Consider the following 25,503-nt stretch of genomic DNA (forward strand, 5'->3'; position numbering starts at 1 on the left):
GCTCCTCAAAGCTCCTCGATCTTGTCGACGCCGCCGTCGAGGATCCGCACGGCCTCGCGGATGTTGGGGTGGTTTCGGGCCGCCTCCCGCACGCGAGCGCTCCGCGCCTGGCGCTCGGCGGCCTCGGTCGCCGCGATGGACGCGGGGACCGGGGTCGGGGTGGTCGCGTCCGGCGACTGCGCCTCGGCGGCGGGGGGCGCTCCCACCGATATCGCGAGGCGCACCGGGCGGCCCAGGAACTGCGTGAGGACCGGCTCGAGCTCGGACCGCCGCCGCTCGACGCTCCTCGCGAGGAAGTCGGTCGGCATGACGAGGTCGATCTCGCCGTCGCGGATGCCGCGCAGCACCGCCTGCTTCAGCATCGGCGCGCCCGCCGGGCTGACCTTCTCCACCTCGTCCACCGCGGCGCGCCAGCGCTCCGCGTCGGAGCCGTATGCGGTCGGGGCCCCTCGACTTGGCTCCGCCGCTGACGCGTCGGAGCTACGCTCGGGATGCCCGGCCGCGGGCGATCCGGTCGAGGCCGGCAGCGGCCGCCAGCCGGCTGGCTCGGAGCCCTCGGCGCACCCCGGGGTACCGGAGCTCGCGAGGCCCGTGCGCGCCGCGGCGCCACCCGCGCCCGTCTGTCCACCGGGGGCGGGGACCGCGGAGGGCGGGGGCGGGGACGGCGGCGCGGACCGCGGCGGAAGCGGCGCCCCGCGGGCGAGCGCCTCGAGCCGCGCGACGAGCTCCGAGACCTGCGCGCCCGGCGCGAGGAACACCCCCTCGAGCAGCGCCACCTCGAGCGCGTAGCGCGGCTGCTCCGAGAGCTTCACCTGCACGACCGCGCGCTGGGCGAGGTCGAACAGCCGCGTGAGCTGCGCCGGGTCGGCCGCGGCCGCCTGCGCGCGGACCTCGGCGAGCTCGCCGTCCGGGAGATCGAGGGGCGTGGCGGGGACGAGCCTCGCGACCACCACGTTCCGCAGGTGGCGCACGATCTCCTCGGCGACGCGCTTCATCTCCAGCCCGCGGGCGTGGAGGGCCTCGAGCTCCGCGAGGAGCGCCCCGCCCTCGCGGTGCACGAGCGCCCCGCAGATCCGGGAGATCGCGGCGGCGTCCACGGCGCCGAGCGCCTCCGCCACCGCCGCCTCGTCCGGCGCGTCGCCGGCGGCCGCCCGGACCTGGTCGAGGAGCGAGAGCGCGTCGCGCATCCCGCCCTCCGCCTGCCGCGCCACCAGGGCGAGCGCGCCGGGCGCGAGCCGCATCCCCTCCGCCTCGGCGACCTTGGCGAGCTGATCCGCGATCTGCTGGAGCGTGAGCCGGCGGAAGTCGAAGCGCTGGCAGCGCGAGAGGATGGTCTCGGGGACCTTGTGGACGTCGGTCGTGGCGAGCACGAACTTCACGTGCTCGGGCGGCTCCTCGAGCGTCTTCAGGAGCGCGTTGAACGCGCCCGTGGAGAGCATGTGGACCTCGTCCACCACGAAGACCTTGTAGCGGTCGCGGGCGGGCCGGTACTTCACGGCCTCGACGATGTCGCGCACGTTGTCGACGCCGTTGTTCGAGGCGGCGTCGATCTCCACCACGTCGACCGCGCGCCCCTCGGCGATCTCGACGCACGGCGTGCAGGCGCCGCAGGGTTCGGCGGTCGGCCCCTTCTCGCAGTTGAGGGCCTTCGCGACCAGCCGGGCGGTCGTCGTCTTGCCGACGCCGCGCGGCCCGGTGAACAGGAAGGCGTGGGCGAGCTGACCCGTCTTCAGCGCGTTCGAGAGGGTCCGGACCACGTGCTGCTGGCCGGACATCTCCCCGAACTGCTGCGGGCGGTACTTGCGGGCGAGGACGAGGTAGTTCATTCGACCGCCACGAAACAAACGAGCCGGCCCACAATCCCCGGGCGCACGGAGGACCACCTACCGTTGCTCCCTTCCGGGCCTGGCGGGGTTTGGCAACCCCCACGTCGCCCGAGGATTCTGGGCCGGCTCAGCCGGCCTTCGGCCGCCGGATGCGGCCCCTTCATGTAACGAGAAGGGGGCTGCAGCGCTGGCGGAGAGGGTGGGATTTGAACCCACGGTACCGTTCCCGGTACACACGATTTCCAGTCGTGCACCTTCAGCCGCTCGGTCACCTCTCCCGGACTACTGGGGGAGCGATCGGCTCCCCCTATGGCTTGCCGGGGAGCCTGCCCCGGAGAAAAGAGAACGGAGAGCGAGGGATTCGAACCCCCGGTACCGTTGCCGGTACACCTGATTTCGAGTCAGGCGCCTTCGACCAGCTCGGCCAGCTCTCCGCCGGCGGATGTAACCGATCTCCGGGCGCGTGCCAAGCGGCAACCTACGCGGTCTGCCCGTTTCCGTTCGAGCGCCGGGCGCGGAAGAAGGCGCGCAGGAGATCGCCCGCCTCCTCCGCCAGGAGCCCCTTGTCCACGGGGAAGCGGTGGTTCAGCCGGGGATCGGTCGAGAGGTCCACGAGCGAGCCGACCGCGCCGGCCTTGGGATCGCTGGCGGCGTAGACGAGGCGGTCGATCCGGGCGAGGACCATCGCCCCGGCGCACATGGCGCAGGGCTCGAGCGTCACGTAGACCGTCACCCCGGTCAGCCGCCAGCGCCCGAGGGCGCGGGCCGCGTCCTGGATGGCGAGGAGCTCGGCGTGGGCAGTTGGATCGTGCGCCGCCTCCCGGGCGTTGGCGCCCCGGCCGACGACGCGCCCCTCGAACACCGCCACCGCGCCGACCGGCACCTCGCCGCGCTCCGCCGCGCCGCGGGCGAGGGCGAGCGCCTCCTGCATGGCTTCCTCGTGGGTCACGGCGGTGGAGCCTAACGCGCGGCCGGGGCGGGCGCGGCTCGTTCAGGGGCCGGTGACGAGCCGGGACGTAGCCGGGTCGGCGAACACGAAGAAGATCGAGGGATCCGTGGTCCACCACAGGATCCCGGGCGCCCTCGCCTCGTCGTACACGACGCTCTTCTCGGAGGGAGGGGTCGCCGTGGGGAGCGTCAGGCGCAGCACGACCTCGCCCCCGGAAGGCCCGTCCTTGGTGGCGAGCAGGTGGAGGGCGCCGTCCTCGGCCAGCGCGAGCTGGAGGGGGGTGTACCCGGCGACGGGCGGGTACTCGCCGAGCCCGATGGCCGGATAGAGCCCCGACACCTCCCACAGCGACAGCGCCCCCGCGGCATCCCGCACCACGAGCCGGAAGCCCATGACGCTCGTCCGCACCGCCACGACCGTCTCGCCGGACGCGAGCGCGAACCCGGTCAGCGGGGCCTCGTTGCCGGAGGGGTCTAGGGCGAGCCAGGCGGTCCCCGTCGCGTCGGTCCTCGTCACGAGCATGCTGCCGTCGGCCTGCCAGGCGTGAAGCTCGTAGCCGCTGAGCCGCAGCGCGCCGGTGACGTCGAAGTACGTCGAGCCGCCGCACGCGTAGAGGACGTCCCCCGTGCCGCGCTGGACGACCCAGCTCGTCAGGGCGACCGCGCCGTCACACGCCGGGGTCGGGACCTCGGGATCGTTCGCGGCGGTGGCCTCCGGGTAGCGCCACCACGAGAGGCTCGCGTCCCAGGCGAAGCTGTCCTGCCGCGAGACGCGGATGCGCTGGCGGTCCCCGGACTCGGACTCGTGCTGGGTGTAGAGCAGCTCGCCGGAGCCGGTGATGAAGGCGCGCAGACCGTAAGCGCTCGCGCCGAAGCCCACGTAGGGGAAGCTCGGCGGATCGAGCGGCTTCCTCGGCTCGAGCCGGGCGATCGCGCTCCGGCCCGGCCTGCCCGCCTCGAGCGTGCCCCACAGGACGACGCTCCCCGGAACCAGCGGCGGGAGCGCGGGATCGACGCAGGCGTGGTCCTCGCCGGCACAGTTCCGCGCCTGGAGGCAACAGGTCTGGGTGCGGTGACAGCCGCCGGCGTCGTCGCAGTGGCCCGGCGAGGGGACGCAGACGTTCGCGGCTCCGCACTCCTGCCACGCGGCGCAGTCCGCGGAGCTCGCGCACGACGGGAGGCACCGGTTCACCCGCGCATCGCAGCCGCTCCCGGTGGGGCAATCCGCGCTGGTACCGCACCGGCCGGCGAGCGGGACGCACGCGTGATCGGCACAGGTCGCCCACGACGGACAGTCGAGGCTCGCGGTGCACGCGCCGGTGGCGAGGACGCATCGCCCTGCGTCACAGGCCGACCAGGCGTCGCAGTCGGCGTCGGCGGCGCAGGACGCGCCGATGTCGCCCGTGTCCAGGTTGGAGACGCAGATGCTGGCCGAGCAGTGCTGCCCCGCGAGGCAGTCGCCGTCGCGCTCGCAGCGGCCCTCGGGCGCGAGCTGGCAGGCTGCGACGAGGAGCGGGGCGAGCGCGGCGAGGAGACGGCGGTACATGGATGGCTCCTAGAACCGCCCCGACACGCCGACGCTGGCGCCGCCGTGCTCCGGGAAGAGCGTCGGGGCGAAGGTCCACATCGCGCCGCCCAGCGCGGCCGCGACGCCGCCCGCGACGAGCAGCACGTTCGTGGCCGAGCCGAGCCGGTCCACCCGGTCGTAGGCCGCCTGGTCGGCGCGGGTGAGGGTCGCGTTCCGGTACTTCTCGTCGAGCGCGTCCGCCTCCTGCTTGCCGTAGTAAGCGGTGACGGCGCTCGCCGCGAGCAGCACGGCGCCGGTGCCGACGAGCCCCATGCCCGCGGGGCGCATCCAGAGGCCCGGGGGCGGCCCGGACTCGGGCTTGAGCGCGAACGGGGCGGGGGCGGCCGCGGACGCGGGCCTGGGCTTCACGCCGTCGCGCGACGGCGCCGCGGCGACGGCCGGGGCGCCCGAGAGCACGAGCGCCTCGAGGTCGAGGAGCGCCTTCGCGACGGGCTCGGCGTTGGTGACGAACGCGTCCACTCCGACGCGGACCGGGCCGAAGCTCTTGCCCCTGGCGTCCACCGCCTGGAGCGAGAAGACGAGGACGCCCGCGGACTCGCGGGCGCTGCCGCACACGACCACCCCTCTGCCGGCGAGCCGCGCGAGGCATGCGGGCGCCGGCTGGACGCCGCACGAGCGGGTCAGCGTGAAGCGGGGCGCCGGGACGAAGGCGCGCGAACGTCCGGGCAGGCGCAGGAACGCGGACTCCACGAGCGCGCGCGCGTCGGCGGAGCCGTCCACGGGGTAGAGCTGGACGGGGACGCTCTGCGCCGCCGCGGGTGCGCCGCAGACGAGCGCCACTGCCGCTACGGCCGCGCGAACGCGCACCCGGTCTCGCTCCCGCATCTTGCCCCTCCCGTCCGCACGCGTACGGACGCGGGCGAATGTACCAAACGGGCAGGCAGGCAGGCGACTTCACGCCCGCTGCGGCGCGGGGCGGCGCAGCGCGGATCTGGCGCGGTGTGGGCCGGGGTGAGCCGCGCAGGGCGGAGCGGCCGCAGGCGCGGGCCTCGGCGGCGCCCGCGGAGGCGGGGATCAATCGACGACCGGCAGCGCTCCCGGCTTCAGCTCGGGGTGGTCGGCGCAGTCCAGGCCGCAGGCGCGGCAGGTCTCGACGGCGCACTTCGGCGTGAGCTTCGAGCCGACCCCGCGGCGGAGCTCGCGGGCGAGGAACCTCTTCGTGAGCCCCTGGTCGATGAAGTCCCAGGGCAGCCGCTCCTCGACGCCCGCCTCGCGGGTCACGAAGAAGTCGGGGTCGTGGGGCCACAGGCGGAGCGCCTTGCGCAGATCGCCCCCCGTCTCCCGGTGGGCGAGCTCGAGCAGGTCGGCGCAGCGCCGATCGCCGCGCGACAGGAGCGTCTGGAGGTACGCCTCCCGCGGGCTGAAGAACTCGACGTCGATCCCCTTGGGCCGGAGCGTCTTCTCGAGCAGCCGCCGCTTCTCCTCCAGGCAGCCGCGCTCGTGCATGGGCAGCCACTGGAAGGGCGTCCACGGCTTCGGCACGAACGGGTTCACCGAGAGCGAGATGCGGCCCATGCGGCCGCGCTTCTTGGCCCAGGGGAGCATCACCTCCTCGCGGATCCGGACGGCGACGCGCGCCATCCCGAGGAGGTCCTCGTCCGTCTCGGTCGGCAGGCCGCACATGAAGTACATCTTCACGTGCTGCATGCCCTGCGAGAGGGCGTGCTCGGCGGCCTGCACGATCTGATCGTCGGTGAAGTCCTTGTTGATGACCCGCCGCATCCGCTCGGTGCCCGCCTCCGGCGCGATGGTGATCGATCGCTCGCCCCCGGCAGCCATCCGGCCGGAGAGCTCGGGGGTGATCGCGTCCACGCGCAGCGACGACGGGCTGAAGGTGCCGCCGAGCTCGCCGATGAAGCAGGTGAGCGGATCGAGGCCGGTGTAGTCCGAGGTGTCCGGGCCGACGAGGCCGAGCCGGAGCCCGCGCTCCACGCCCTTCCTCGCCTCGGCGCGCAGCGTCTCGAGGTCCACCTCGCGATACGGGCGCTGGACGAACCCGGCCGCGCAGAAGCGGCAGCCCCACAGGCAGCCGCGGGCGACCTCCGTGAGGAAGAGGTCGCCGAACTGCGCCTCGGGCGAGTCCACCACCCGCGAGGTGGGCCGACCGCGCAGGTCCGCCAGGTAGGCGCGGGCGACGAGCTCGGGCGCCCCGTCGCGCGGCGCGAAGCGGGTCACCCAGGCGCCCGCCGGGGCGCGCGTGTCCGAGTACGCGACGTCGTAGAGCGCCGGCACGTACGCGCCGCGGAGCGCGGCGAGGCGCCGGAGCAGCTCCGGGCGCGGCAGGCCGGCGGCGGCGGCCTCGCGCGCGAAGGCCAGGAACGGCGGCACGAGCTCCTCGCCCTCGCCCACCAGGAACGCGTCGAAGAACGGCGCGACCGGCTCGGGGTTGATCTGGACGGCGATCCCGCCGGCGACGACGAGCGGGTACCCCCCTCCCCGGTCCGCGCTCCGCAGCGGGAGGCCCGCCCGCTCGAGGAGCTCGAGGACGTGTCCGTAGTCCTCCTCGAACGAGAGGGAGAAGGCGACGACGTCGAAGTCGCGGAGCGGTCTCCCCGACTCGAGGGTGCGGGGCTCGTCGCCGGGCTCGTCCGGCAGGAAGGCGCGCTCGCACAGGGTGCGGGCGTCGTCGTTCAGCAGCCGGTAGACCGCATGCAGCCCGAGGTTCGCCATCCCGAGCCGGTAGGCGTTCGGGTACACGAGGGCCACCCCGAGCTTGCCGCCCGGCTCCTTGCGGATCGCTCCGCGCTCCCTGGGCGAGCTGAGGGGGTCCAAGGCCGCTGTTCGTAAGGAGAGCACGGGCGGGGCGCATCCTCAAAGCCTGGGCCGCCCGCGTCCGTCCGGGCGAGCGCCCCGTCCCGCGCGCGCAGCCCTCGCGCCCCCGAGCACCCCCGGGCCGCGGCCTTCACGCCTCGTGTCGGCGGCGGCAGCGCACGCTTGCCGGGCCGGGCGCCGCGGGGTACTGATCCGCGGTCTTCGCCGTCCTTCGCCGGAGCCTCGATGCGCGCTCTCTCGGTTCACCTCTTCGCCGCGGTCGCGGCCTGCGCCGCCCTCGGCGCGTGCGCCGGGCGCTCCTCCGGGAGCAGCCCCGCCGCGGCGACCTCGGCGCCCGCCGCGAAGGTCAGCGCCGACGATCCGCAGGCGGTCCTGCCCGGCGTGACGCTCGACGGGCTCTCACCGGAGCAGCAGCGGGCCGTGGCCGAGCTCGCGCTCGACGAGTTCTGCTACTGCGGCTGCCCGCACACCCTCTCCAGCTGTCTGCGCGAGCACACCTCCTGCACCCACGCCCCCAGGATGGCGGCCCACGCGGTCCGGCTCGCGCGCGCCGGCGCCGGGGACCTCCGCAGGCAGCTGTCCGCCTACTACGCCGCGTTCGATCGGCGGGCCAAGCTCGCCACCTCCGGGTTCGAGCCGGCGCTCGGCGACGAGGCCGCGCCGGTGGCGATCGTCGAGTACTCGGACTTCACCTGCCCGTACTGCCGCGCGTTCCGGCCGCAGCTCGAGGCGTTCGTCGAGGAGCACGCCGGGCGCGTGAAGCTCTACTTCAAGCCGTTCCCCATCGAGAGCCACGAGCACGCCCTCGAGGCGGCCCAGGCGGTCGAGTGGGCGCGGGAGAAGGGCTTCTTCTGGCAGATGCACGACCGGCTCTTCGAGTCGGAGGGCGCGCTCGCGGTGGACGACCTCGCCGATCACGCCTCCTCGCTGGGCGGGGACGCCGAGGACCTCCGCGCCGCGCTCGCCGACGGGCGCTACCGGGCGCGCATCCAGGCCTCCCAGGTGGAGGCGCGCGACGCGGGCCTCCGCGGCACCCCCACCCTGTTCATGAACGGCCGGCTCCTCACGGATCTCTCCGAGGAGGGGCTCGAGCAGGCGCTCCGTGACGAGGAGGAGTGGCAGCAGCACCGTGGCTGGGCGCGCGACTAGCGAGGTCCCGATGACTCTCTTCTTCGACCTCGACGCCCACGGCAGGCTCGTCGCGCGCTCCGACGAGACCCGCCGCGCGCTGGCGGACCGCGCCGGCCGGTTCCTGCTCCTCCCCGCCGCGCCGGATCTCCTGGTCGCGCGCCGGACCCCGGCCGCGGGCGGGACCGCCGCGCAGCCGCGGTGCATCCTCGCCGGCGACCTGTCCGGCTTCCCCATCGGCGACTTCGTGGCGTTCATCCACCAGTCGCGCATCTCCGGCGTCCTCACCGTCGCGTCCGGCGGCGCGGAGCGCTCCGTCGCGTTCAAGGACGGCGAGGTGCGCGGCGCGCAGTCCACCGCGCCCGGCGAGCGGATCGGCGAGGTGGCCGTCCGGCTCGGCTACGCCACCGAGGCGCAGATCGCCAAGGCGGCCGCCGGCGGGCGCCCGCTCGGGAAGGCCCTCGTCGAGCTCGGGTTCGTCTCGGCGAGCGACCTCTGGAAGTGCTTCCACGAGCAGGTCACCGAGGTGTTCCACGCCATCCTGCTCTCCCCGTCCGGCACGTTCTTCCTCGTCGACGAGGACGACCCCGAGCGTCCCGGCGCCGCGCTCTCGGTGAACACGCAGTCGCTCCTCATGGACGGGATCCGGCGCATCGACGAGATGAGCCTGTTCCGCGCGCGGATCCCCGGACCGCAGGCGTACCTGCGACGCCGCGAGCCGCGCCGGCCCATCACGCTGAAGCCGCTCGAGCAGACGCTCCTCGGGCTCGTGGACGGCCGGCGCACGGTGGGTGAGATCGCCACCGCCGCCCACGCGAGCGAGTTCGACGCCACCAAGATCCTCTACCACCTGGCGGAGGCGGGCTATCTGGAGGCGGTCGCCGAGCCGGCGGCCAGCGTGGACCCCGCCGCGCGCCTCGACGCCATCGCGCGCGGCATGAACGAGCTCCTGCGCGCCATCGTGCAGGCGGTGCCGGCCGCCAGCCGCCCCGCGTTCCTCGAGTCGGTGCGCGGCTACCTCGCCGACGCCGCCGGCCCGTTCGCCGCCCTGTGGGCGCGCCTCGCCCCGGCCCCGGACGGCGCGCTCGACGCCACCGCCCTCCTCGGCAACGTCGGCTCGCTCCCGCCGGGAGTCGTCGCCGGCCTCGCCCCGGGCGGCGAGCGCACCACCCTCCTCCTCCACGCCCTGCGCGAGCTGCTCTTCTTCTACCTGTACCTGGCGGGCGAGCGGATCGACCGCGCGACCGACGACGCGCTGGGCGAGACCGTGAAGCGCAAGCTCTGGCAGCTCGAGGAGCTGGCGTGACGGACGCGCCGCTCGTCACCGCCGAGCTGCCCGGCTCGGGCGGCTCGCTCCGGCGCTCGCCGGAGGACTTCCGCGTCGACGAGGTGCCCGCGTACCTGCCGTCCGGCGCCGGCCCGCACCTCTACCTCCGCGTCGAGAAGCGCGGCCGCACCACGCGCGACGCGCTGCGGACCCTCGCGCGCGCCCTCGGCGTGCCGGAGCGCGACGCCGGGTACGCCGGGCTCAAGGACAAGGACGCCGTCACGACGCAGTGGCTGTCGTTCCCCGCCGCGCGCGACCCAGAGCCGCAGGCGCTGGCGTCGGAGGGGCTGCGCGTGCTCGAGGTGTCGCGCCACGCGAACAAGCTCAGGCCGGGGCACGTCCGCGCGAACCGGTTCCAGCTGGCCGTCCGCGGGGGCGACCTCGCCCGCGCGCAGGCCGCCGCGGCGGCGCTCGCGGAGCGCGGGTTGCCCAACCTCTTCGGCCCGCAGCGGTTCGGGACCGAGGGCCGCAACGCCGAGGTCGGGCGCGCCCTGCTCCTCGGCGACCCCTCCCCCGAGGCGCGCCGCGCGGCGCGCGACCGCTTCCTGCGGCGGCTCTCGATCTCGGCGTACCAGGCGCTGCTCTTCAACCGCTGGCTGGCGGAGCGGATGGCGGACGGGCTGTTCGCGACCGCCGTCGCCGGCGACGTGCTGAAGAAGCTCGACACCGGCGGCCTCTTCACCTGCGCCGACCCCGCGGTGGACGGCCCGCGCGTGCAGCGCTTCGAGGTCTCGCCCGCCGGCCCCATGTTCGGCCACAAGCTGCGCGCCGCCGAGGGCGAGGCGCTCGCGCGCGAGGAGCGGCTGCTCGCCGCCGAGGGGATCCAGCTCTCCGACTTCGCCCGGGGCGGCGGCGAGGCGGAGGGGACGCGGCGCGCCGCGCGGCTCCGCGTGGAGGTCGCGCTCGCGCCGCTCGAGGACGGCTACCTCGCCACCTTCGAGCTGCCGAAGGGTTCGTACGCGACGGTGGTCATGCGCGAGCTCATGAAGGCCGGCGCGGAGCTGCCCGAGGCGGACGAGGACTGAGGGCCGTGCTCGCTTGCGTCGCGCCGGCTCACTCGCGGTCCGTGCACGGGCTCACCGCGAGCGGCGTTCCCTGATCCGCTCGCCCTGACCCCTCGACAGGCTCGGGGGAAGGGCGAGCGGACGCGGGCCGGCGCCCGTGCCGGGCCCCTACTCCAGCGTCACGATCCGGAACTCGGTCCGCCGGTTCCGGGCGCGCCCGCTCGCCGTCTTGTTGGAGGCGATCGGCTTCGTCGGGCCGAAGCCGATGGCCTCGAGCCGCTCGGGCGAGACGCCCTTCGAGATGAGGTAGTCGAGCACCGCCTCCGCGCGCTGCTGGCTGAGCCGCATGTTGAGCGCCTCGCCGCCGACCGAGTCGGTGTGCCCCTCGATCGAGATCTGCATGTTCGGGAAGTCGCGCAGCACCTGCACGACCTGGTTCAGCAGCGGGAAGGAGTCCGGCAGCACCCGGAACTTGGCGGTCGCGAAGTGCACCTGCTGCTTGATGTCGATCTTCTCCCGGCGCACCTGGACCAGCGTGTACTTCTTCGGACAGCCGTCGGGCCGCGGGCCGAACTGCGTGGGGCACTTGTCGATCCGGTCGGCGAGCGCGTCACCGTCCGTGTCGGCGTCGGGGCAGCCGCCGTTCTCCTTCGTCCCCGCCTGCTGCGGGCACTTGTCCTCGGCGTCCGGGATGCCGTCGGAGTCGGAGTCGGGGCACCCCGCGAGCGCCTTGATCCCCGCGACGTCCGGGCAGGAGTCGGCCGGGTCGGAGACCCCGTCGCCGTCCCGGTCCTTCACCGGGCAGCCGCGCGCCTCCACCGCGCCGGGCTCGAGCGGGCAGGCATCTGCCTTGTCGACCACGCCGTCGCCGTCGTTGTCCGCGTCGGGGCAGCCGTCCTCGTCCTGGAACCCGTCGCGATCCTCGGGGTCCAGCGGGCAGCGATCGATGTCGTCGGGCAGCGCGTCGGAGTCGGAGTCCTTCGAGACCGGGCAGCCCTGCGACTCGCGCGGGCCGGGCTGCGAGGGGCACGCGTCGTCCGCGTCGAGCACGCCGTCGCCGTCGGCGTCGGGGCAGCCGCCCGTCTCGGGGCGGCCCGGCAGCTCGGGGCAGCGGTCGTCCACGTCGGGCACGCCGTCCTTGTCGCCGTCGGTCTTCTCGATCCTGACGGCCGGCCGCTCCTCCTGCTTGGCGATCGTGACCTGGGTCGGGCCGCAGCCGCGCGACAGGTCGAGGGCGCGCTTCACGTTCGCCTCGGAGAGGTCGAGGTGCTCGCGCGCGCGGCCGCCGTTGCCGATCGAGATCTCCTCCTCGGCGAACGCGACGTTCGCCTCGGCCAGGGCGAGCTCGCGCGGAGCGCAGCGCATCGCGCCCGAGCTGCGGGCCTTGGCGATGTCGGCGCGGGCGACCTCCGCGTCGGCGCGGAGCTTGCCACCGGCGGCGCAGCCGGACGCGAGCGCCACGCAGAGGACCGCGATCGCGTGGCGGCTCACAGCGAGGCCTCCGCCTTGTTCGTCGCCGCGGCCGCCTTCTCGCGCGCCTCGCGCGCCAGATCCCGTGCGCGGGCCGCGAAGTCGGCCGAGGCCTCGTACTGGGCGCGTCCCGCCGCCTCGCGGGCCTTGTGCAGGTAGGCCTCGGCGCTGGTGAACTCGTACGGTGCGCTGGTCGCGGCACCCGCGGCGCGGGCTGCCTCGAACGCCACGTCCGCGTCGATGAGGGAGGCGGTGGACTGCACCGGGCCACAGGCGCAGAGGCCGGCGAGCGCCAGCACGGCGGGGAGGAGCCGCACGGGTGAACTCCTTTCGTGAAGCCGACCGACGCTACCCGCGGGGGGCAGGCGAGTCAAGGAAGGGTCCCCCGCACAGGTGGTCAGCGAGCGGACGGGCGAGCCCGTTCGCGGCGGCTGAAAATCCGGGCGGCGGAGGTCCGGGGACGCAGGCGAGCCCCGACGGGAGGGCCGGACCTACCTTGCTGAGGAAGGAGACGGACCAATGGGAATTCTGGCTTGGATAGTCTTCGGGTTCATCATCGGGTTGCTGGCCCGCGCGGTCGTCCCGGGGAAGCAGGGGATGGGGCTGATCATGACGACGCTGCTCGGCGTCGCCGGCTCGCTGATCGGCGGTCTCGTGGCTTCCGCGCTGGGTGGCGGCGACGCGACGAGGTTCCAGCCGAGCGGCTTCATCGGCAGCCTCATCGGCGCGGTCCTGCTGCTGCTCATCGCGGGCTTCGCGATGAAGCCGCGCCGGCGCGTGGCGTAGACGGATGTCGGCGCGGCGCGCCTCTCCAGGCGAGGGGCGCGCCGCGGTGGCTTTACTTGCGGTGGCTTTACTTAGAGTCCGGCGTGCTGCAGTCGAGCTGGGCCGGGAGGGCGCAGTAAGTAGGGGTTCCGGTCAGCAGCACCAAACTGCTGGTCCCGAACCACTTGTAGTCCGTGGAGCCGCTGGGGTACGCAACACCGGATTTCCACGAGATCCGACTGACGTCCGCGACCGCGTCGATCACAACGAGCCCCCGGTACGACACAGACGATCCCGAAGCGTCCGGGTCGTAGCATCCGAAGACGGTGGTATCTGTGGCCATCGTTCCACACGCCGCCGCGCCAAGTGGCCATGTCAGGCCGCCCGAGAGCATCACCAGCACCTGATCGCCACTGTTCGAGTACACCCGGTTGCGCGCGAAGCGGAACGTGGGCTCCGCGTCCGCCTCCGGCGGCTCGCCGATGAGGACGATGCCCCCGCACTTGCGAACGGTTCCAGTCGAGTTGGGGTAGTTCGGCGGTCCCCAGTCTCTCGCTCCGTTCCCGAAGACCGTCGAATCCTCAATGAAGAGACGCGTCGCGTTCATGGCCGCGATGCCGGTTTCGCCGTTGCGCAGCACCTTCACGCCCCTCAGCTCGAGCACGGCCTCGCCCGACGATGAATCGGCCTCGATTCCCTTTCCGGCGTTCATCTCCACGCGCACGCCCTCGAGCTTCAGGACGCCCTGCTTCACGCGGACGCCCTTGCCGTTCCGCTCGAACGCGCCTCCGACGAACGCGCTTTCGACAGCTGCGTTCACGAGCACCGCCTCGGCTTCCATGCCAGCGATGACGACGTCGGCCGCGGTGATGCCGCACGTGTCGTTCACGTGGATGCCGTGCTGCAGCCGGTGCTCCGCATCGACGCCCTCACCACGCAACTCGACGCGGTCGAGGCGCACCGGAAGGTTCGTACCGTCGCACGCGAGCTCGATCGCGTCCCGCGTCGAGTCGCCGGCTTCGTTCTCGATGACGAAGTCGCTGAGCGCGCCCCCACCGTGGAGCCTGACGGCGGCGCTCGCGGCGGCGTCGTCCAGGTGGATCGCGTACGTCACACCGGAGGTGGAGTGGTCCGACCTGACCGTCACGCCCGCAGGGATGTCGATGGGCAGCGTCTCGCCCGTGGCGACGCCGAATCTCGAGCTACCAGTGTTCCCGCCCATCGCGATCACGGTTCCGCCGCCGGCGTCGGCCGCCGCTGCAATCGCGGCGGTCAGCGAGCGGAAGCGGCACTCGGGCGGCTCGGCCACGCCGGTGGGCACCAGCGTCGCTTGGGACATCGAGGCCGGGGCCGCCACTGCGAACTCGGCCCCCTCGTTCGCCGGACACTGGCAGCTCGGCGCGCCGCTGCGGTCGCCGCACACGAGCCCGCCCTGCTCGCAGTCCCTCGTCCTCGCGCCGATCGTCTCGAGCGCGCACGTCGCCGCGCGCGTACTGCAGCGCCGATCCACCCCGCAGCCCTGGCCGGCGGGGCAGTCCTGCGAGGCTTCACAGGGCGCACCCTCGACGTCCACCTGGCAGGCCGCGAGCGCTGCGAGGAGGAGCGGCAGGAGGCGGCGCATCAGAACTTCTTCTCCACGAAGAACAGGGTGACGCCTGCCGCGGCCGCCGATCCCGCGACGGCGTACAGGACGTTGGCGCGGCGCGCCCGCGACGTCGCGTCGGAGGCGTTCGCGTTCGCGTCGCCGTCGCCGTCGTGGAGGGCCGACTCGGCCCGCCGCGCCGACCACCCGTAATATCCACCGACGGCCGCGGCGACGACCGCCGTGCCCCCGGCGATCCAGGTGTAGATGCGGCGCTTTTCCCGCGGGGCCGTCTGGGCCGAGAGCCCCACGTCCGCGGCGTCGTGGGCTCCGGCCGCCGGGGGAGCGGCGCGCAGCGCGAGGTCGGGCTTCGGCGGCTGGCCGGCCGGCCCGGACGGCTGGGTCGCCGGCGCCGTGGACGCGACCGGCGCCGGCTGGGAAGGGCGGAGCTGCAGGTCGAGGACGTGGGCCGCGCGGGAGCGCATCGCGATCTCCATCGCGATGCGCTCGTACCCCTCGAGCGCCAGCGCCACCTCGTAGCTCCCGGGCGGCAGCACGAGGTGGAACGGCGAGGTGCCGCGCGCGCGTCCGTCGATGCGGACCTCGGCGCCGGGGGGATCGGTGTAGACGAGGAGGGGCTGTGCCCCCGTCGCGGAGAGCCGCTCCTCCAGCTTCTGGATCGCGGCGCGCACGACCGCGCGATCGTTCGCCTCGGGCGCCTCGCGCAGGTAGTCGTGGTAGCTGCGGATCGCCGCCGGCCACTCGCCCAGCTTCTCGCGGCACTGCGCCACGTTGTAGTGGATCGCGGCGGCGGGCTTCAGGCGATACGCCTCCTCGAACCGGGAGATCGCCTCGCGGTACTGCTTCGCGCGGTAGAGCTCGGCGCCCTCCCGGAAGCGGGACCTCGCCTCGGCGGTGTCGTCCGCTCGCGCCGGCGCGGACGCGCCGAGGACGGTGGCGAGGATGAGGGTGGCGAGGAGGCGGCGCATCATTGGAACGGGTCCGGCTTCAGGTCCTTGCCCTCGGCGGCGTAGGGGTCCTTCACGTCGGTCGGTACGCCACGTGAGGCGGCTCGCCCTTCGACAGGCTCAGGGCGAGCGGTCGGGGTCGGGGTCGCGGTCGGGGTCGAGGTCGAGGTCGGGGTCGGGGTCGGGGTCGAGGTCGGGGTCGGGGTCGAGGTCGCGGTCGGGGTCGGGGTCGGGGTCGGGGTCCCTCGACTCCGCGTCTCCGCGGACGCGGAGACGCTACGCTCGGGATGACCGGCCTCAGGAGATCCGGCGAGGGTCGAGGTCGCGGTCTGGGTCGCGGTCGGGGTCGGCATCGCCGTCGCGACCGACGCGGCCTCTCCCTTTCCCCCCCACATCAACCACCCGCCGGCCAGCGCCACGCCGAGCGCAGCGGTGGCCCCGATCGCGAAGATCGTCCCGCGGCCCCCGCGCTGCGCCGCGGGGGAGCGGACGAGCGACTCCGTCAGCGCGATCGTGTCCCCGCGCGAGCGGCTCCCACGCGGCGTCGCCGGGCCGGGCACGCGAGCGGAGGCCTGCGCAGGCGGGGGGACGAGCGCGTCGAGGCGGGCGGTCTCGATCGCGTGCCGTATCCCGCTCGCCTTGGCGAGCGCGCCGCGCAGCCGCGCGATCTCCGCGGCGAACGCGGCCATCGTCGGGTGCCGGTCCTCCGGCCGCTTCGCGAGGGCGCGCAGGACGAGCGCGTCGACCTCCGGCGAGACCTCGGCGTTGTGGCGGCTCGGCGGGTCCGGTGCCTGCGTCTGGGCGGCCACCAGCGTGGCGATCTCGGACGACGCCTGGATCGGCAGCGCGCCGGTGAGCATCTCGTAGGCGAGCACGCCCACGGCGTACACGTCGGCGCGGTGGTCCACGACCGCGCCCGTCGCCTGCTCCGGCGCCATGTACTCGGGCGTCCCGATGATGGCGCCCGCGCGCGTCAGCCGCTCGCACCCGGGCGCCGCCGGCACGTGCGAGATGCCGAAGTCGAGCACCTTCGCCTGCTCCTCCCCGTCCTCGCGGCGGATGACGAAGACGTTCTCGGGCTTCACGTCGCGGTGCACCACGCCGCGGGCGTGCGCGGCGCCGAGCGCGCGGCAGATCTGCTCGAGGAGCGCGAGCGCGCGCGCGACCGGGATCGAGCCGCAGTCCCGCAGGATGGTGCCGAGGCTCCTGCCCTCCAGCGCCTCCATCACGTAGTACTGGGCCCCGTCCGCCTCGGCGCCGTAGTCCACCACGTCGACCACGTTCTCCTGGCCGATGCGGCTCGCCGCGATCGCCTCGTTGCGGAAGCGCTCGACCAGCTCCGGGTCGGAGGCGAGGTCGGCGCGCAGCACCTTCAGCGCGAAGCGCCGGCGCAGCACCGCGTGCTCGCACAGGTAGACCGTGCCCATGCCTCCTTCGCCGAGGCGAGATAGCACGCGATATCGGTTTCCGAGGACGCGGCCCAGCATCCGTTCCGGCGCCCCTCCGGACGGGTCGCGCTCCAGGGATCCTTCTGGTGGGCGCGAGGCGGCCATGGCGCGTTCACGGGTAGGGTATCATGGAAAAGACGGCCCGAAAGTTAGGCGTCTTCAGGAGCGGCCTTGTCCGAGATCGTGGTGATGAACGGGGTCTGCGCGGGGACGGTCTTCGTGCTCCCCGACATCCCGACCGTCCTCGGCCGCTCGCCCGAGTCGCACCTCCAGATCGGCGATCCGTGGATCTCGAGCATGCACGCCATGTTCGAGCGCCGGGGCGAGGAGGTCTGGGTCATCGACCTCGAGAGCCGCAACGGGACGTTCCTGGGGGAGGACCGCGTCGGGGAGGCGCGGCTCGACGACGGGTCCATCGTCCGCTTCGGGCGCACGCAGGTCCGATTCACCGCGCGCTCCACCTGGACCTCTCCGCCGCTCACGCCGCGCGAGGAGCGCGCCCGGGCGGACGCGCAGCGCCAGACCATCCGCTCGGACGGGACGATCCCCGCCCGCGCGCCGCCGCCCCCGCGCGCCGCCGAGGCCGACCCGTACGCGCTGTCGCAGCGGCCGCTCGTCGTGCTGCGCGCCTCGCTGCACGTCCCCGGACTCCCGGCCGCGCCCGAGACCGCGGAGCGGCTCCGGGCGGCGCTCGACGCGGTCAGCCAGGCCGCGCTCGAAGAAGGCGCCGCGGTCGCCCGGCTCGCGTCGGTCGGCGTGCTGGCGCTGTTCGGGCTCGCCGGCCTCTCGACGCAGGACGCCGTCCGCGCCCTGCAGGCGGCCCGCACCGCGACCGCGGCCGTGCGGCGCCTCGGCGGGGTGGACCTGCGCGTGGGGGTGGACGCGGGGCCGGTGCTGGCGGGCGACGCGGGCGGGCCCAGCGGCCACGAGCTCACGGCGCTCGGCCCGGCAGCCGATCGCGCCGAGCGGCTGGCGAGCGCGGCGGCACCCGGCGAGATCCTCGTCGGCCCGGGCGCGGCGAGCGCCCTGGAGGCGGCCGGCCTTCCCCGCATCGGGACGCGCGACGTGGACGGGCTCCTGGTCGACGTCATCGGAGCCGGCGACGACTGAAACGTGCCGTTCTTGCACTGCGTGCCGATTCAGCAGTATACCGGCACCTCGTCATGAACGACCGTCCCAAGTCCGTCGCCTGCGGCGCCTGCCTCGTCGTCGTCCCCGACGGCGCGTCCGACCTCACCCGCGCGCTCACGCACGCCGGGTTCGCCGTGACGACCGCCCTCGCCGAGCGCGACGCCCTCGAGGCGCTCGAGCGGTCCTCCTTCGAGGCGGTGTACGTCGCCCAGTCCCTGGGCGGCCCGGCGCTCGCGCGGGTGGTGGCCGCCAGCGGGCAGCGGCTCGGCGACGCGCCGGTCGTGGTGCTCGGCAGCGCCGGCACGGTGCAGGAGGCGGTGGACGCGATGCAGCTCGGCGCGGGGGACTACCTCGCGCCCCCCCATGACCCGGAGGCGGCGGTGCGGCGCCTCGCGCGGATCCTGGAGCGCTGCGCGCCTCCGTCCACCGTGCCGTTCGCCCCGAGCTTGCTCGGCGTGGTGGGCTCCTCCCCCGCGATGCGCAGGCTGTACGCCTCGATCGAGAAGATCTCCCGCTACAAGAGCAACGTCCTGCTGCTCGGCGAGAGCGGGACGGGCAAGGAGATCATCGCCCGCGCCCTGCACGAGCGCGGCCCGCGGCGCCAGCACCTGTTCGTGCCGGTGAACTGCGCGACGCTCGGGCGCGACATCCTCGAGAACGAGCTCTTCGGGCACGAGCGCGGCGCGTTCACGGGCGCGAACGAGCGCAAGAAGGGGCTCTTCGAGCTCGCCGACGGCGGGACGTTCCTCCTCGACGAGATCGCCGAGATGGACCTCTCCACCCAGGCGAAGCTGCTGCGCGTCCTCGAGCGCAGCGAGTTCCGCCGCGTCGGCGGCACCGCCAAGGTCAAGGTGGACCTCTCGATCGTCGCGGCCACGAACCGCAACCTCGAGGAGGCCATCGCGGCCGGCCGCTTCCGCGAGGACCTCTACTACCGGCTGAAGGTGGTGACGCTCGTCGTCCCGCCGCTGCGCGAGCGGCGCGAGGACATCCCCGCGCTGGTGGAGGCGTTCGTCGCCGACTTCAACCGCCGCACCGGCGGGCGCATCGCCGGGGTCGAGCCCGCCGCGCTCGAGGCGCTCGTCCAGCGCGACTGGCCCGGCAACGTGCGCGAGCTGCGCAACGCCGTGGAGGGCGCCTGCGTGCTCGCCATGGGCGACACGGTGAAGCTCGAGGATCTCGGCGAGCCCGACGCGCGCGGCGCTCCCCCCCTCCCTGCCCTCCCGCGCGCCCCCGCGCGCGCGGCACCCCTCCCCGAGCCCACGCCCATCGGCGGCCACATCAGCATCCCGATCGGCTGCTCGCTCGCCGAGGCGGAGCGGCGGATCATCCTCGCCAACCTGGCCCACTACGGCACGCGCGCCCGCGCCGCCCGGGCGCTCGGCGTCGGGCTACGCACCCTCTACACGAAGCTCGCCGCGTGGTCGCGCGACGGCGAGGATGCCGAATCGGCATGACGACCGCCGGCGCGCTCGACCCGGTGCGCCGAAATGCCGTGATCCCGGCCACGGACGGGGTGGCCCGCTTCCTGCTCTCCCGCCGGGGAGTGTCGTCGCCGAGACCGCCGCCTTCCGTCCTCGTGCTCGCCCGCCCCGGCGCGGAGAGCGACGACCTCTTCGCCGATCTCTCGCAGCGCGAGGACGTCTGCCTGCTGCGGGTGGCGACCGAGGCGGCGGCGAGCGTCGCGATCCGCGAGATCCCCGTCGCCCTCGTCATCGCCTGCCCGCAGGCCTCGCCGGCGGCCGTCGACTCCCTCCTCGCGCACCTCGACGCCGCGCGGCCAGGGACGCCGGTGCTCGCCATCCGGGCGCGCCAGGCGCAGGTGCCGCCGGAGTGGGGCGGGCGCGGCGTCGCCGTGCTGCGGCTGCCGCTGCTGAGCGGCGTGCTCTCGCGGGCGGTGGACGTCGTCCTCGGCATGACGGGCAAGCTCTAGGAAGGAACGGCAAGGGACGATGCAGCTCACGACGCGCGACGCAGCCCGCCTCCTCGGCGTCTCGGACTCGACGCTCCACCGCTGGCTCAAGAGCGGGGAGCTCCACGCCACGCGGGTGAACGACCAGTACCGGCTCAACCGGATCGATCTGCTGGAGTTCGCCGCCGCGCGGAACGTGCCCATCTCCGCCGAGCTCCTCGCCGAGCTCGAGACGGAGGCCCCGGAGCTGCCGAGCCTCGCGGACGCGCTGCGGGCCGGCGGCGTCCACCGCGGCCTCGCCGGCGCGGACAAGGCGGCCATCCTGCGAGCGGTCGTGGAGCGGCTGCCGCTCCCGCGTCCCGCCGATCGCGACCTCCTCCACCGGGTCCTCCTGGCGCGCGAGGCGCTCGGCTCGACCGGGCTCGGCAACGGCATCGCCATCCCCCACGCCCGCAACCCGATCGTGCTGCGCATCCCGAAGCCGGAGGTGGCGGTCTGCTACCTCGATCAGCCGGTCGAGTTCGGCGCCATCGACGGGAAGCCCGTGCACACGCTCGTCACGCTCGTGAGCCCGTCCACGCGCGTGCACCTCCACCTGCTCGCCCTCGTCGCCGCGGCGCTGCACGACCCCTCCGTCCTCGCGCGGCTCGAGGCGCGCGCCGGCGCGGAGGAGCTCGTGCCCGAGATCGCGCGCGTCGAGGCGGCCATCGCCGCGCAGCGCGCCGGGGGCGCCCGGTGAGCCTCTTCCTCGCCGCGCTCGTCCTCCTCCTCGCCGGCGGCGCCGCCGCCCTCGCCCTCTCGGCGCGCCCGCGCCTCGCGCTCGCCGTCGGCAGCGCCTCCGCCGCCGCCGGGTCCGCGCTGGGGCTCCTCGGCGCCTTCCCCGCGCTCCGCGCGCCCCCCGCCGCGTGGGAGGCCGCCTGGAGGGTGCCGAACGGCGCGCTCGCGCTCGGGCTCGACCCGCTCTCGGCGGTGTTCGCGGTGGCGATCTTCGCGCTCGGGCTCGCCGCGGCCGTGTTCGGGGCGGGCTACATGCGCGCCCACCTCGCCCGCCGCTCGCTCGGCGCGTTCCTCTTCTCCTTCAACGTCCTCCTCGCCTCGATGGCGCTGCTCGTCGCCGCGCGCCAGGCCCTCCTCTTCATCGTCGCCTGGGAGGCGATGACCGTCTCGTCGTTCCTCCTCGTCGGGCTCGAGCACGAGGACGGGGCGGTGCGGATGGCGACGCGCACGTACCTCGTCGCCTCGCACCTCGGGGCCGCGTTCCTCTTCGCCCTCTTCCTCACGCTGGGCCACGCCGCCGGGTCGCTCCGCTTCGAGGCCTTCGCCGCGCTCGGCGCCGGCGCCCGCGGCGCGCTCCCGGCGACGCTCCTGTTCGCCTTCGCCCTCGTGGGGTTCGGCACGAAGGCCGGCCTCGTCCCCCTCCACGTCTGGCTCCCCGAGGCCCACCCGGCGGCGCCGAGCCACGTGTCGGCGCTCATGTCCGGCGTGCTCGTGAAGATGGGGATCTACGGCATCCTGCGGGCGCTCTCGTTCCTGCCGCCCGCGCCGGTGGGCCACGGCCTCGCGCTCGCCGCCGTCGGGCTCCTCGGCGCGGTGGCGGCGCTGCTCCTCGCGCTCGGGCAGCGCGATCTGAAGCGGATCCTGGCCTACTCCACGGTCGAGAACGTCGGGCTCGTCGCCTTCGGCCTCGGCGTCGGCCTCGCCGGCGCCGCCGCCGGCGCCCCCACGGTGGCGGCGCTGGGCGTCGCCGGCGCGCTGCTCCACGTGTGGAACCACGCCCTCATGAAGGGGCTCGCCTTCATGGGCGCCGGCGCGGTGGTGCACGGGGCGGGCACGCGCGACGTGGAGCGGATGGGCGGGCTCCTCCGGCGAATGCCGGTGAGCGCGGGCCTGCTCGTGCTCGCGGCCGCCGCCCTCGCCGCGCTGCCGCCGCTGAACGGCTTCCTGTCCGAGTGGCTCCTCTACCTCGGGCTGCTCGACGGCGGCCGCGGCGCGACCCCGGGGCTCGCCCTGCTCGCCTACCTCGCGCTCGCCGTCCTCGCGCTCGTCGGCGCGCTCGCGGCGGTGGTGTTCACGCGGCTCGTCGGCGCGGCGCTCCTCGGCAGCCCGCGCAGCGCGGCGGCGGCGGCGGCCCACGAGGGCGGCCCGCTCCTCCTCGCGCCGCTCGCCCTCCTCGCCGCCGCGAACGTCGCCGTCGCGCTCTTCCCCGGCCAGGCCCTCGCGCTCCTCACGCCGGCGGCCGCGCTCGTCCTGCGCGTCCCGGAGGCGCAGCTCGCCCTCGCCCTCGCCCCCGCCGTCGCCTCGCTCGAGGGGCCGCTCCGCCTCGGGCTCGCCGTGCTCGTCGCGGCGGGGGTCACGGCTCACCTCGTCTCGCGGCGCCTCCTCGCGCGCCGGGACGTGCGCGCCTCCGAGACCTGGGGCTGCGGATTCGTGGGAGGGAGCCCGCGCGTGCAGTACACCGCGGCGTCCCTCGCCGAGCTCGCGCTCGAGGCCATGGCGCCGCGCCCGCTCCGCCCCACCGCCCGCGTCGAGGTCCCCCAGGGCGTGTTCCCGCGCGCCGCCCGCTTCGCGCTCGAGGCGGACGATCCGGCCCGCGCGCGCGTGTTCGAGCCGGCGTTCCGCCGGGTCGGGGAGGCGTTCGGACGGCTGCGCCGCTTCCAGCAGTCGCGCCTGCACCTGCAGCTCCTCTACACGGTGCTCGCGGTCCTCGCCCTCTCGGCCCTCCTCCTCCTCCACGGGCGAGGCCCATGACGATCTCCGTCGTCCTCGCCGCCGTCGCCCTCCCCGCCGCGAGCGGGCTCGCCGCGGCCGCGCTGCGCGCGCGGCCTGCCGCGGGCCAGGCCGTCGCGTGCGCGGCGCTGTGCGCGGGGGCGGCGCTGGGGATGGTGGCGGCGGGGGCGGCGCTCCTCGGCGGGGACGTCTCGGCGCCCGGCCTGGGGCTGCGCGTCGACGCCCTCTCGGCGATCTTCCTTCTGCCCATCTGCGCGGTCTCGGCGCTCGGCGCGATCTACGGGCTCGGCTACCACCGGCAGGCGGCGCTCGGCGCGCGCTCGGTGCGCCTGCAGATCTTCTACGGCCTGACCACGGCCGGGATGGTGCTCCTCGTCTCCGCGACGAGCGCGATCGTCTTCCTCGTGGGCTGGGAGGTGATGGCCCTCGGCGGCTTCCTGCTCGTCCACACCGACCACGAGCGAGCGGAGGTGCAGCGCGCCGCCTTCGTCTACCTCGCCGCCACGCACGTCGGGACCCTCGCGCTGTTCGCGCTCTTCGCGCTGCTGCGGCAGGCGACGGGCACCTTCGACCTCGGTGGGATGGCGGGGCTCTCCGGCTCGGGGCCGGTGGCGCGCGGCGCCTTCGCGCTCGCGCTCCTCGGCTTCGGCATGAAGGCGGGGGTCATGCCGCTCCACTTCTGGCTCCCCGGCGCGCACGCGGCGGCGCCCTCGCACGTCTCGGCGCTCATGTCCGGGGTGCTCATCAAGACCGGCGTCTACGGGCTCCTGCGCGTGACCGGCCTCTTCGACGCCCCGCCCGCCGCGTGGGGCACGGCGCTCCTCGTGCTGGGCGGCGCCTCGGCGGTGCTCGGCGTCGCGTTCGCGCTGGCGCAGCACGACCTGAAGCGGCTGCTCGCCTACCACAGCGTCGAGAACGTCGGGATCATCGTGCTCGGCGCGGGCCTCGCCCTCCTCGGGCGGGCGCGGGGAGAGCCCGCGCTCGTCGCGCTGGGGCTCGGAGGCGCCGCGCTGCACGTCGTGAATCACGCGCTCTTCAAGTCCCTCCTGTTCCTCGGCGCGGGGGCCGTCCAGCACGCGACGGGCACGCGAGAGCTCGACCAGCTCGGCGGCCTCGCCCGCCCCATGCGCGCGACCGCCACCCTGTTCCTCGTGGGCGCGGCGGCGATCAGCGGGCTGCCGCCCCTGAACGGCTTCGTCTCGGAGTGGCTGGTCTACCTGGGGTTCCTGGCCGCGATGGAGCGGGGCGGGGACGACCTCCTCGCGTTCGCGGTGCTGGGCGTGCCGGCGCTCGCGCTCGTGGGCGGGCTCGCCGCCGCGTGCTTCGCGAAGGTCGTGGGGGTCGTGTTCCTCGGCAGCCCGCGGACCGCGCACGCGCGGGCGGCGCACGAGGCGCCGCGCGCGATGCTCGTCCCCATGGCGGTCCTCGCCGCCGCCTGCGCCGCCATCGGCCTCGCCCCGGCCGCCGTCCTCCCTGCCCTCGTGCGGGCAGCCTCGGCCTGGTCGCGCCTCGATCCCGCGATCCTCGCCGGCGACGCGGCGCGCGCGAGCGCCGCGGCCTGGCGGGTGAGCGCCGTCGCCGCCGCGCTCCTCCTGGTGGCCGGCGGGATGGTCCTCCTCCGCCGGCGCCTCGGCGCCCCGCGGGCACCCGGCGTCGAGACCTGGAGCTGCGGCTACTCGGCGCCGACCGCGCGCATGCAGTACACCGGCTCCTCGTTCGCGGAGGCGCTCGTGCGCCGGTTCTCGTGGGCGATCTTCCCTCGCGGCGAGCCCCCGCGCCTCGGCGGGCCCTTCCCGGGCGAGGCGGCGTTCCACACCGAGGTGCCGGACACGGTCCTCGACCTGGCGCTCGCCCCCGGCGCGCGCGCCGTCCGGTGGCTCGCGACGCAGGCCCACCTCCTCTACCTGCGCCGCATCCAGTTCCAGGTGCTGCTCGTCCTCGCGACGCTCGTCGCGGTCCTCGCCTGGGGATTCGTCTGGTGACCCCGCCCATGCTCCTCCTGCGCACCCTCCTCCACCTCGCCGCGCTGCTCGCCGTGCCGCCGCTCCTGCTCGGCGTCGTGAACCGCACGAAGTCGATCTTCGCGGGACGCGCGGGGCCGCCGCTCCTCCAGCCCTACTTCGACCTCGCGAAGCTCCTCCGCAAGGGCGCGGTGTACAGCCGGACGACGACCTGGGTGTTCCGCGCCGGCCCGATCGTCGGCCTCGCGGCCGTCGCGTCGGCCGGGCTGCTCCTCTCCATGGGCGGCGCCCCCGCCGCGCTCTCCTTCGCCGGCGACTTCGTGCTGTTCGCGTACCTGCTCGGCCTCGCGCGCTTCTTCACCGCCCTCGCCGCCCTCGACACGGGCTCCGCGTTCGAGGGCATGGGCGCCGCCCGCGAGGTGACGTTCGCGAGCCTCGCCGAGCCGGCGCTGTTCCTGTGCCTGCTCGTGCTCGCGCGCGCGACCGGCACGCTCTCGCTCTCGGGGATGCTCGGCCCGGCGCTGCCCGGCGCGTGGGGAACCGCCGCACCGGCGCTCCTCCTCGCCGCCATCAGCCTCTTCGTCATCGCGCTCGCCGAGAACTCGCGCATCCCGGTGGACGACCCGAACACCCACCTCGAGCTCACCATGATCCACGAGGTGATGGTGCTCGATCACGGCGGGCCGGATCTCGCCTTCATCCTCTACGGCGCCGCGCTCAAGCTCTTCCTGTTCGGCGCGATCCTCTCCCGCCTGGTCCTCGGCCGCGGCGACGGCGCGCTGGCCGCCGAGGCGCTCTTCTTCCTCGGCGTCGCGGTCTTCGCCGTGGCCGTCGGCGTCGTGGAGTCGGTGATGGCCCGGCTGCGCATCGTGCGCGTGCCGCAGCTCCTCGTGGGCGCCTCGGTCCTCTCGGTGTTCGCGCTCGTCCTCCTGCTCCGGTGACCGCG

The 25,503-nt window shown here is 74.9% G+C and carries 21 protein-coding genes, 2 tRNA genes and 1 other RNA gene; 11 read left to right on the forward strand and 13 right to left on the reverse strand.

The features are described from left to right. Positions 1-5 precede the first annotated feature (5 nt). The 8 genes from dnaX to ANAE109_RS19330 all read right to left on the reverse strand — a co-directional run bounded on the left by dnaX (position 6) and on the right by ANAE109_RS19330 (position 7,134). The gene (dnaX, locus tag ANAE109_RS19300) at positions 6-1,826 is read right to left on the reverse strand and encodes a DNA polymerase III subunit gamma/tau (protein ID WP_012098569.1); all 1,821 of its coding nucleotides are present in this window, start codon (positions 1,824-1,826) and stop codon (positions 6-8) included. 26 nt (positions 1,827-1,852) lie between these two features. Then, positions 1,853-1,946: signal recognition particle sRNA small type (gene ffs / locus ANAE109_RS23865), an RNA gene on the reverse strand. Positions 1,947-2,014: 68 nt separating this feature from the next. Continuing rightward, positions 2,015-2,104, reverse strand: a tRNA-Ser gene (locus ANAE109_RS19305). Between the two features lie 68 nt (positions 2,105-2,172). Beyond that, positions 2,173-2,260, reverse strand: a tRNA-Ser gene (locus ANAE109_RS19310). A gap of 44 nt (positions 2,261-2,304) precedes the next feature. Beyond that, positions 2,305-2,775: a tRNA adenosine(34) deaminase TadA gene (gene tadA, locus ANAE109_RS19315; RefSeq protein WP_041448521.1), complete on the reverse strand. Its 471-nt coding sequence runs from the start codon at positions 2,773-2,775 to the stop codon at positions 2,305-2,307. 42 nt (positions 2,776-2,817) lie between these two features. After that, positions 2,818-4,320: a hypothetical protein gene (locus tag ANAE109_RS19320; protein WP_012098571.1), complete on the reverse strand. Its 1,503-nt coding sequence runs from the start codon at positions 4,318-4,320 to the stop codon at positions 2,818-2,820. 9 nt (positions 4,321-4,329) lie between these two features. After that, entirely contained in the window at positions 4,330-5,142 is an 813-nt protein-coding gene (locus ANAE109_RS19325; protein WP_041448522.1) for a hypothetical protein, read from the reverse strand. 234 nt (positions 5,143-5,376) lie between these two features. Continuing rightward, positions 5,377-7,134, reverse strand: a complete 1,758-nt coding sequence (locus ANAE109_RS19330; protein ID WP_041448523.1) for a radical SAM protein — start codon at positions 7,132-7,134, stop codon at positions 5,377-5,379. A gap of 225 nt (positions 7,135-7,359) precedes the next feature. On the opposite strand from ANAE109_RS19330, the gene ANAE109_RS19335 reads away from it, so the two are divergent. The 3 genes from ANAE109_RS19335 to truD are packed head-to-tail and all read left to right on the forward strand — an operon-like array spanning position 7,360 to position 10,614. Next, complete coding sequence (locus ANAE109_RS19335) at positions 7,360-8,283, forward strand: thioredoxin domain-containing protein (RefSeq protein WP_012098574.1); 924 nt, start codon at positions 7,360-7,362, stop codon at positions 8,281-8,283. Positions 8,284-8,293: 10 nt separating this feature from the next. Further along, the gene (locus ANAE109_RS19340; RefSeq protein ID WP_012098575.1) at positions 8,294-9,568 is read left to right on the forward strand and encodes a DUF4388 domain-containing protein; all 1,275 of its coding nucleotides are present in this window, start codon (positions 8,294-8,296) and stop codon (positions 9,566-9,568) included. Continuing rightward, positions 9,565-10,614, forward strand: coding sequence for a tRNA pseudouridine(13) synthase TruD (truD, locus tag ANAE109_RS19345; protein ID WP_012098576.1), 1,050 nt, complete (start codon positions 9,565-9,567; stop codon positions 10,612-10,614). The genes ANAE109_RS19340 and truD overlap by 4 nt, the downstream gene beginning before the upstream one ends. A gap of 147 nt (positions 10,615-10,761) precedes the next feature. Here truD and ANAE109_RS19350 read toward each other — a convergent pair whose 3' ends face one another. Then, positions 10,762-12,084, reverse strand: a complete 1,323-nt coding sequence (locus ANAE109_RS19350; RefSeq protein ID WP_012098577.1) for an OmpA family protein — start codon at positions 12,082-12,084, stop codon at positions 10,762-10,764. Then, positions 12,081-12,380: a DUF4398 domain-containing protein gene (locus tag ANAE109_RS19355; protein WP_041448524.1), complete on the reverse strand. Its 300-nt coding sequence runs from the start codon at positions 12,378-12,380 to the stop codon at positions 12,081-12,083. The genes ANAE109_RS19350 and ANAE109_RS19355 overlap by 4 nt, the downstream gene beginning before the upstream one ends. A 202-nt stretch (positions 12,381-12,582) precedes the next feature. Between ANAE109_RS19355 and ANAE109_RS19360 the strand changes: the two genes are divergently transcribed. Continuing rightward, positions 12,583-12,849: a GlsB/YeaQ/YmgE family stress response membrane protein gene (locus ANAE109_RS19360; RefSeq protein WP_012098579.1), complete on the forward strand. Its 267-nt coding sequence runs from the start codon at positions 12,583-12,585 to the stop codon at positions 12,847-12,849. A gap of 67 nt (positions 12,850-12,916) precedes the next feature. Here ANAE109_RS19360 and ANAE109_RS19365 read toward each other — a convergent pair whose 3' ends face one another. The 3 genes from ANAE109_RS19365 to ANAE109_RS19375 form a co-directional block, all read right to left on the reverse strand. Next, the gene (locus ANAE109_RS19365; RefSeq protein WP_143828022.1) at positions 12,917-14,338 is read right to left on the reverse strand and encodes a right-handed parallel beta-helix repeat-containing protein; all 1,422 of its coding nucleotides are present in this window, start codon (positions 14,336-14,338) and stop codon (positions 12,917-12,919) included. A gap of 110 nt (positions 14,339-14,448) precedes the next feature. Continuing rightward, on the reverse strand, positions 14,449-15,402 hold the full coding sequence (locus ANAE109_RS19370; RefSeq protein ID WP_012098581.1) for a PEGA domain-containing protein: 954 nt from the start codon (positions 15,400-15,402) through the stop codon (positions 14,449-14,451). Next, the gene (locus ANAE109_RS19375; protein WP_041448525.1) at positions 15,399-16,931 is read right to left on the reverse strand and encodes a serine/threonine-protein kinase; all 1,533 of its coding nucleotides are present in this window, start codon (positions 16,929-16,931) and stop codon (positions 15,399-15,401) included. Before ANAE109_RS19375 ends, ANAE109_RS19370 begins: the two co-directional genes overlap by 4 nt. 66 nt (positions 16,932-16,997) lie before the next feature. On the opposite strand from ANAE109_RS19375, the gene ANAE109_RS19380 reads away from it, so the two are divergent. From ANAE109_RS19380 to ANAE109_RS19410, 7 genes are read left to right on the forward strand one after another with little or no spacing between them, the layout of a single operon-like run. Then, positions 16,998-17,936 carry an FHA domain-containing protein gene (locus ANAE109_RS19380; RefSeq protein ID WP_049768644.1) on the forward strand — a complete coding sequence of 313 codons (939 nt, stop codon included), beginning with the start codon at positions 16,998-17,000 and terminating at the stop codon, positions 17,934-17,936. A gap of 53 nt (positions 17,937-17,989) precedes the next feature. Next, a complete protein-coding gene (locus ANAE109_RS19385) occupies positions 17,990-19,414 on the forward strand; it encodes a sigma-54 dependent transcriptional regulator (RefSeq protein WP_012098584.1) in 1,425 nt (474 codons plus the stop codon). Further along, entirely contained in the window at positions 19,411-19,890 is a 480-nt protein-coding gene (locus tag ANAE109_RS19390) for a hypothetical protein (RefSeq protein WP_012098585.1), read from the forward strand. The genes ANAE109_RS19385 and ANAE109_RS19390 overlap by 4 nt, the downstream gene beginning before the upstream one ends. A 19-nt stretch (positions 19,891-19,909) precedes the next feature. Then, on the forward strand, positions 19,910-20,608 hold the full coding sequence (locus ANAE109_RS19395) for a PTS sugar transporter subunit IIA (RefSeq protein WP_012098586.1): 699 nt from the start codon (positions 19,910-19,912) through the stop codon (positions 20,606-20,608). Further along, positions 20,605-22,617, forward strand: coding sequence for a proton-conducting transporter membrane subunit (locus ANAE109_RS19400; RefSeq protein WP_012098587.1), 2,013 nt, complete (start codon positions 20,605-20,607; stop codon positions 22,615-22,617). The genes ANAE109_RS19395 and ANAE109_RS19400 overlap by 4 nt, the downstream gene beginning before the upstream one ends. Continuing rightward, positions 22,614-24,578 (forward strand): proton-conducting transporter membrane subunit, encoded by a 1,965-nt coding sequence (locus tag ANAE109_RS19405; RefSeq protein ID WP_012098588.1) that lies wholly within the window; start codon positions 22,614-22,616, stop codon positions 24,576-24,578. The genes ANAE109_RS19400 and ANAE109_RS19405 overlap by 4 nt, the downstream gene beginning before the upstream one ends. Next, the gene (locus tag ANAE109_RS19410; RefSeq protein WP_234945187.1) at positions 24,575-25,498 is read left to right on the forward strand and encodes a respiratory chain complex I subunit 1 family protein; all 924 of its coding nucleotides are present in this window, start codon (positions 24,575-24,577) and stop codon (positions 25,496-25,498) included. Before ANAE109_RS19405 ends, ANAE109_RS19410 begins: the two co-directional genes overlap by 4 nt. The last annotated feature ends 5 nt before the right edge of the window (positions 25,499-25,503 follow it).

It is taken from the genome of Anaeromyxobacter sp. Fw109-5 (assembly GCF_000017505.1).
In the GTDB taxonomy this organism is placed as follows: Bacteria; Myxococcota; Myxococcia; order Myxococcales; family Anaeromyxobacteraceae; genus Anaeromyxobacter.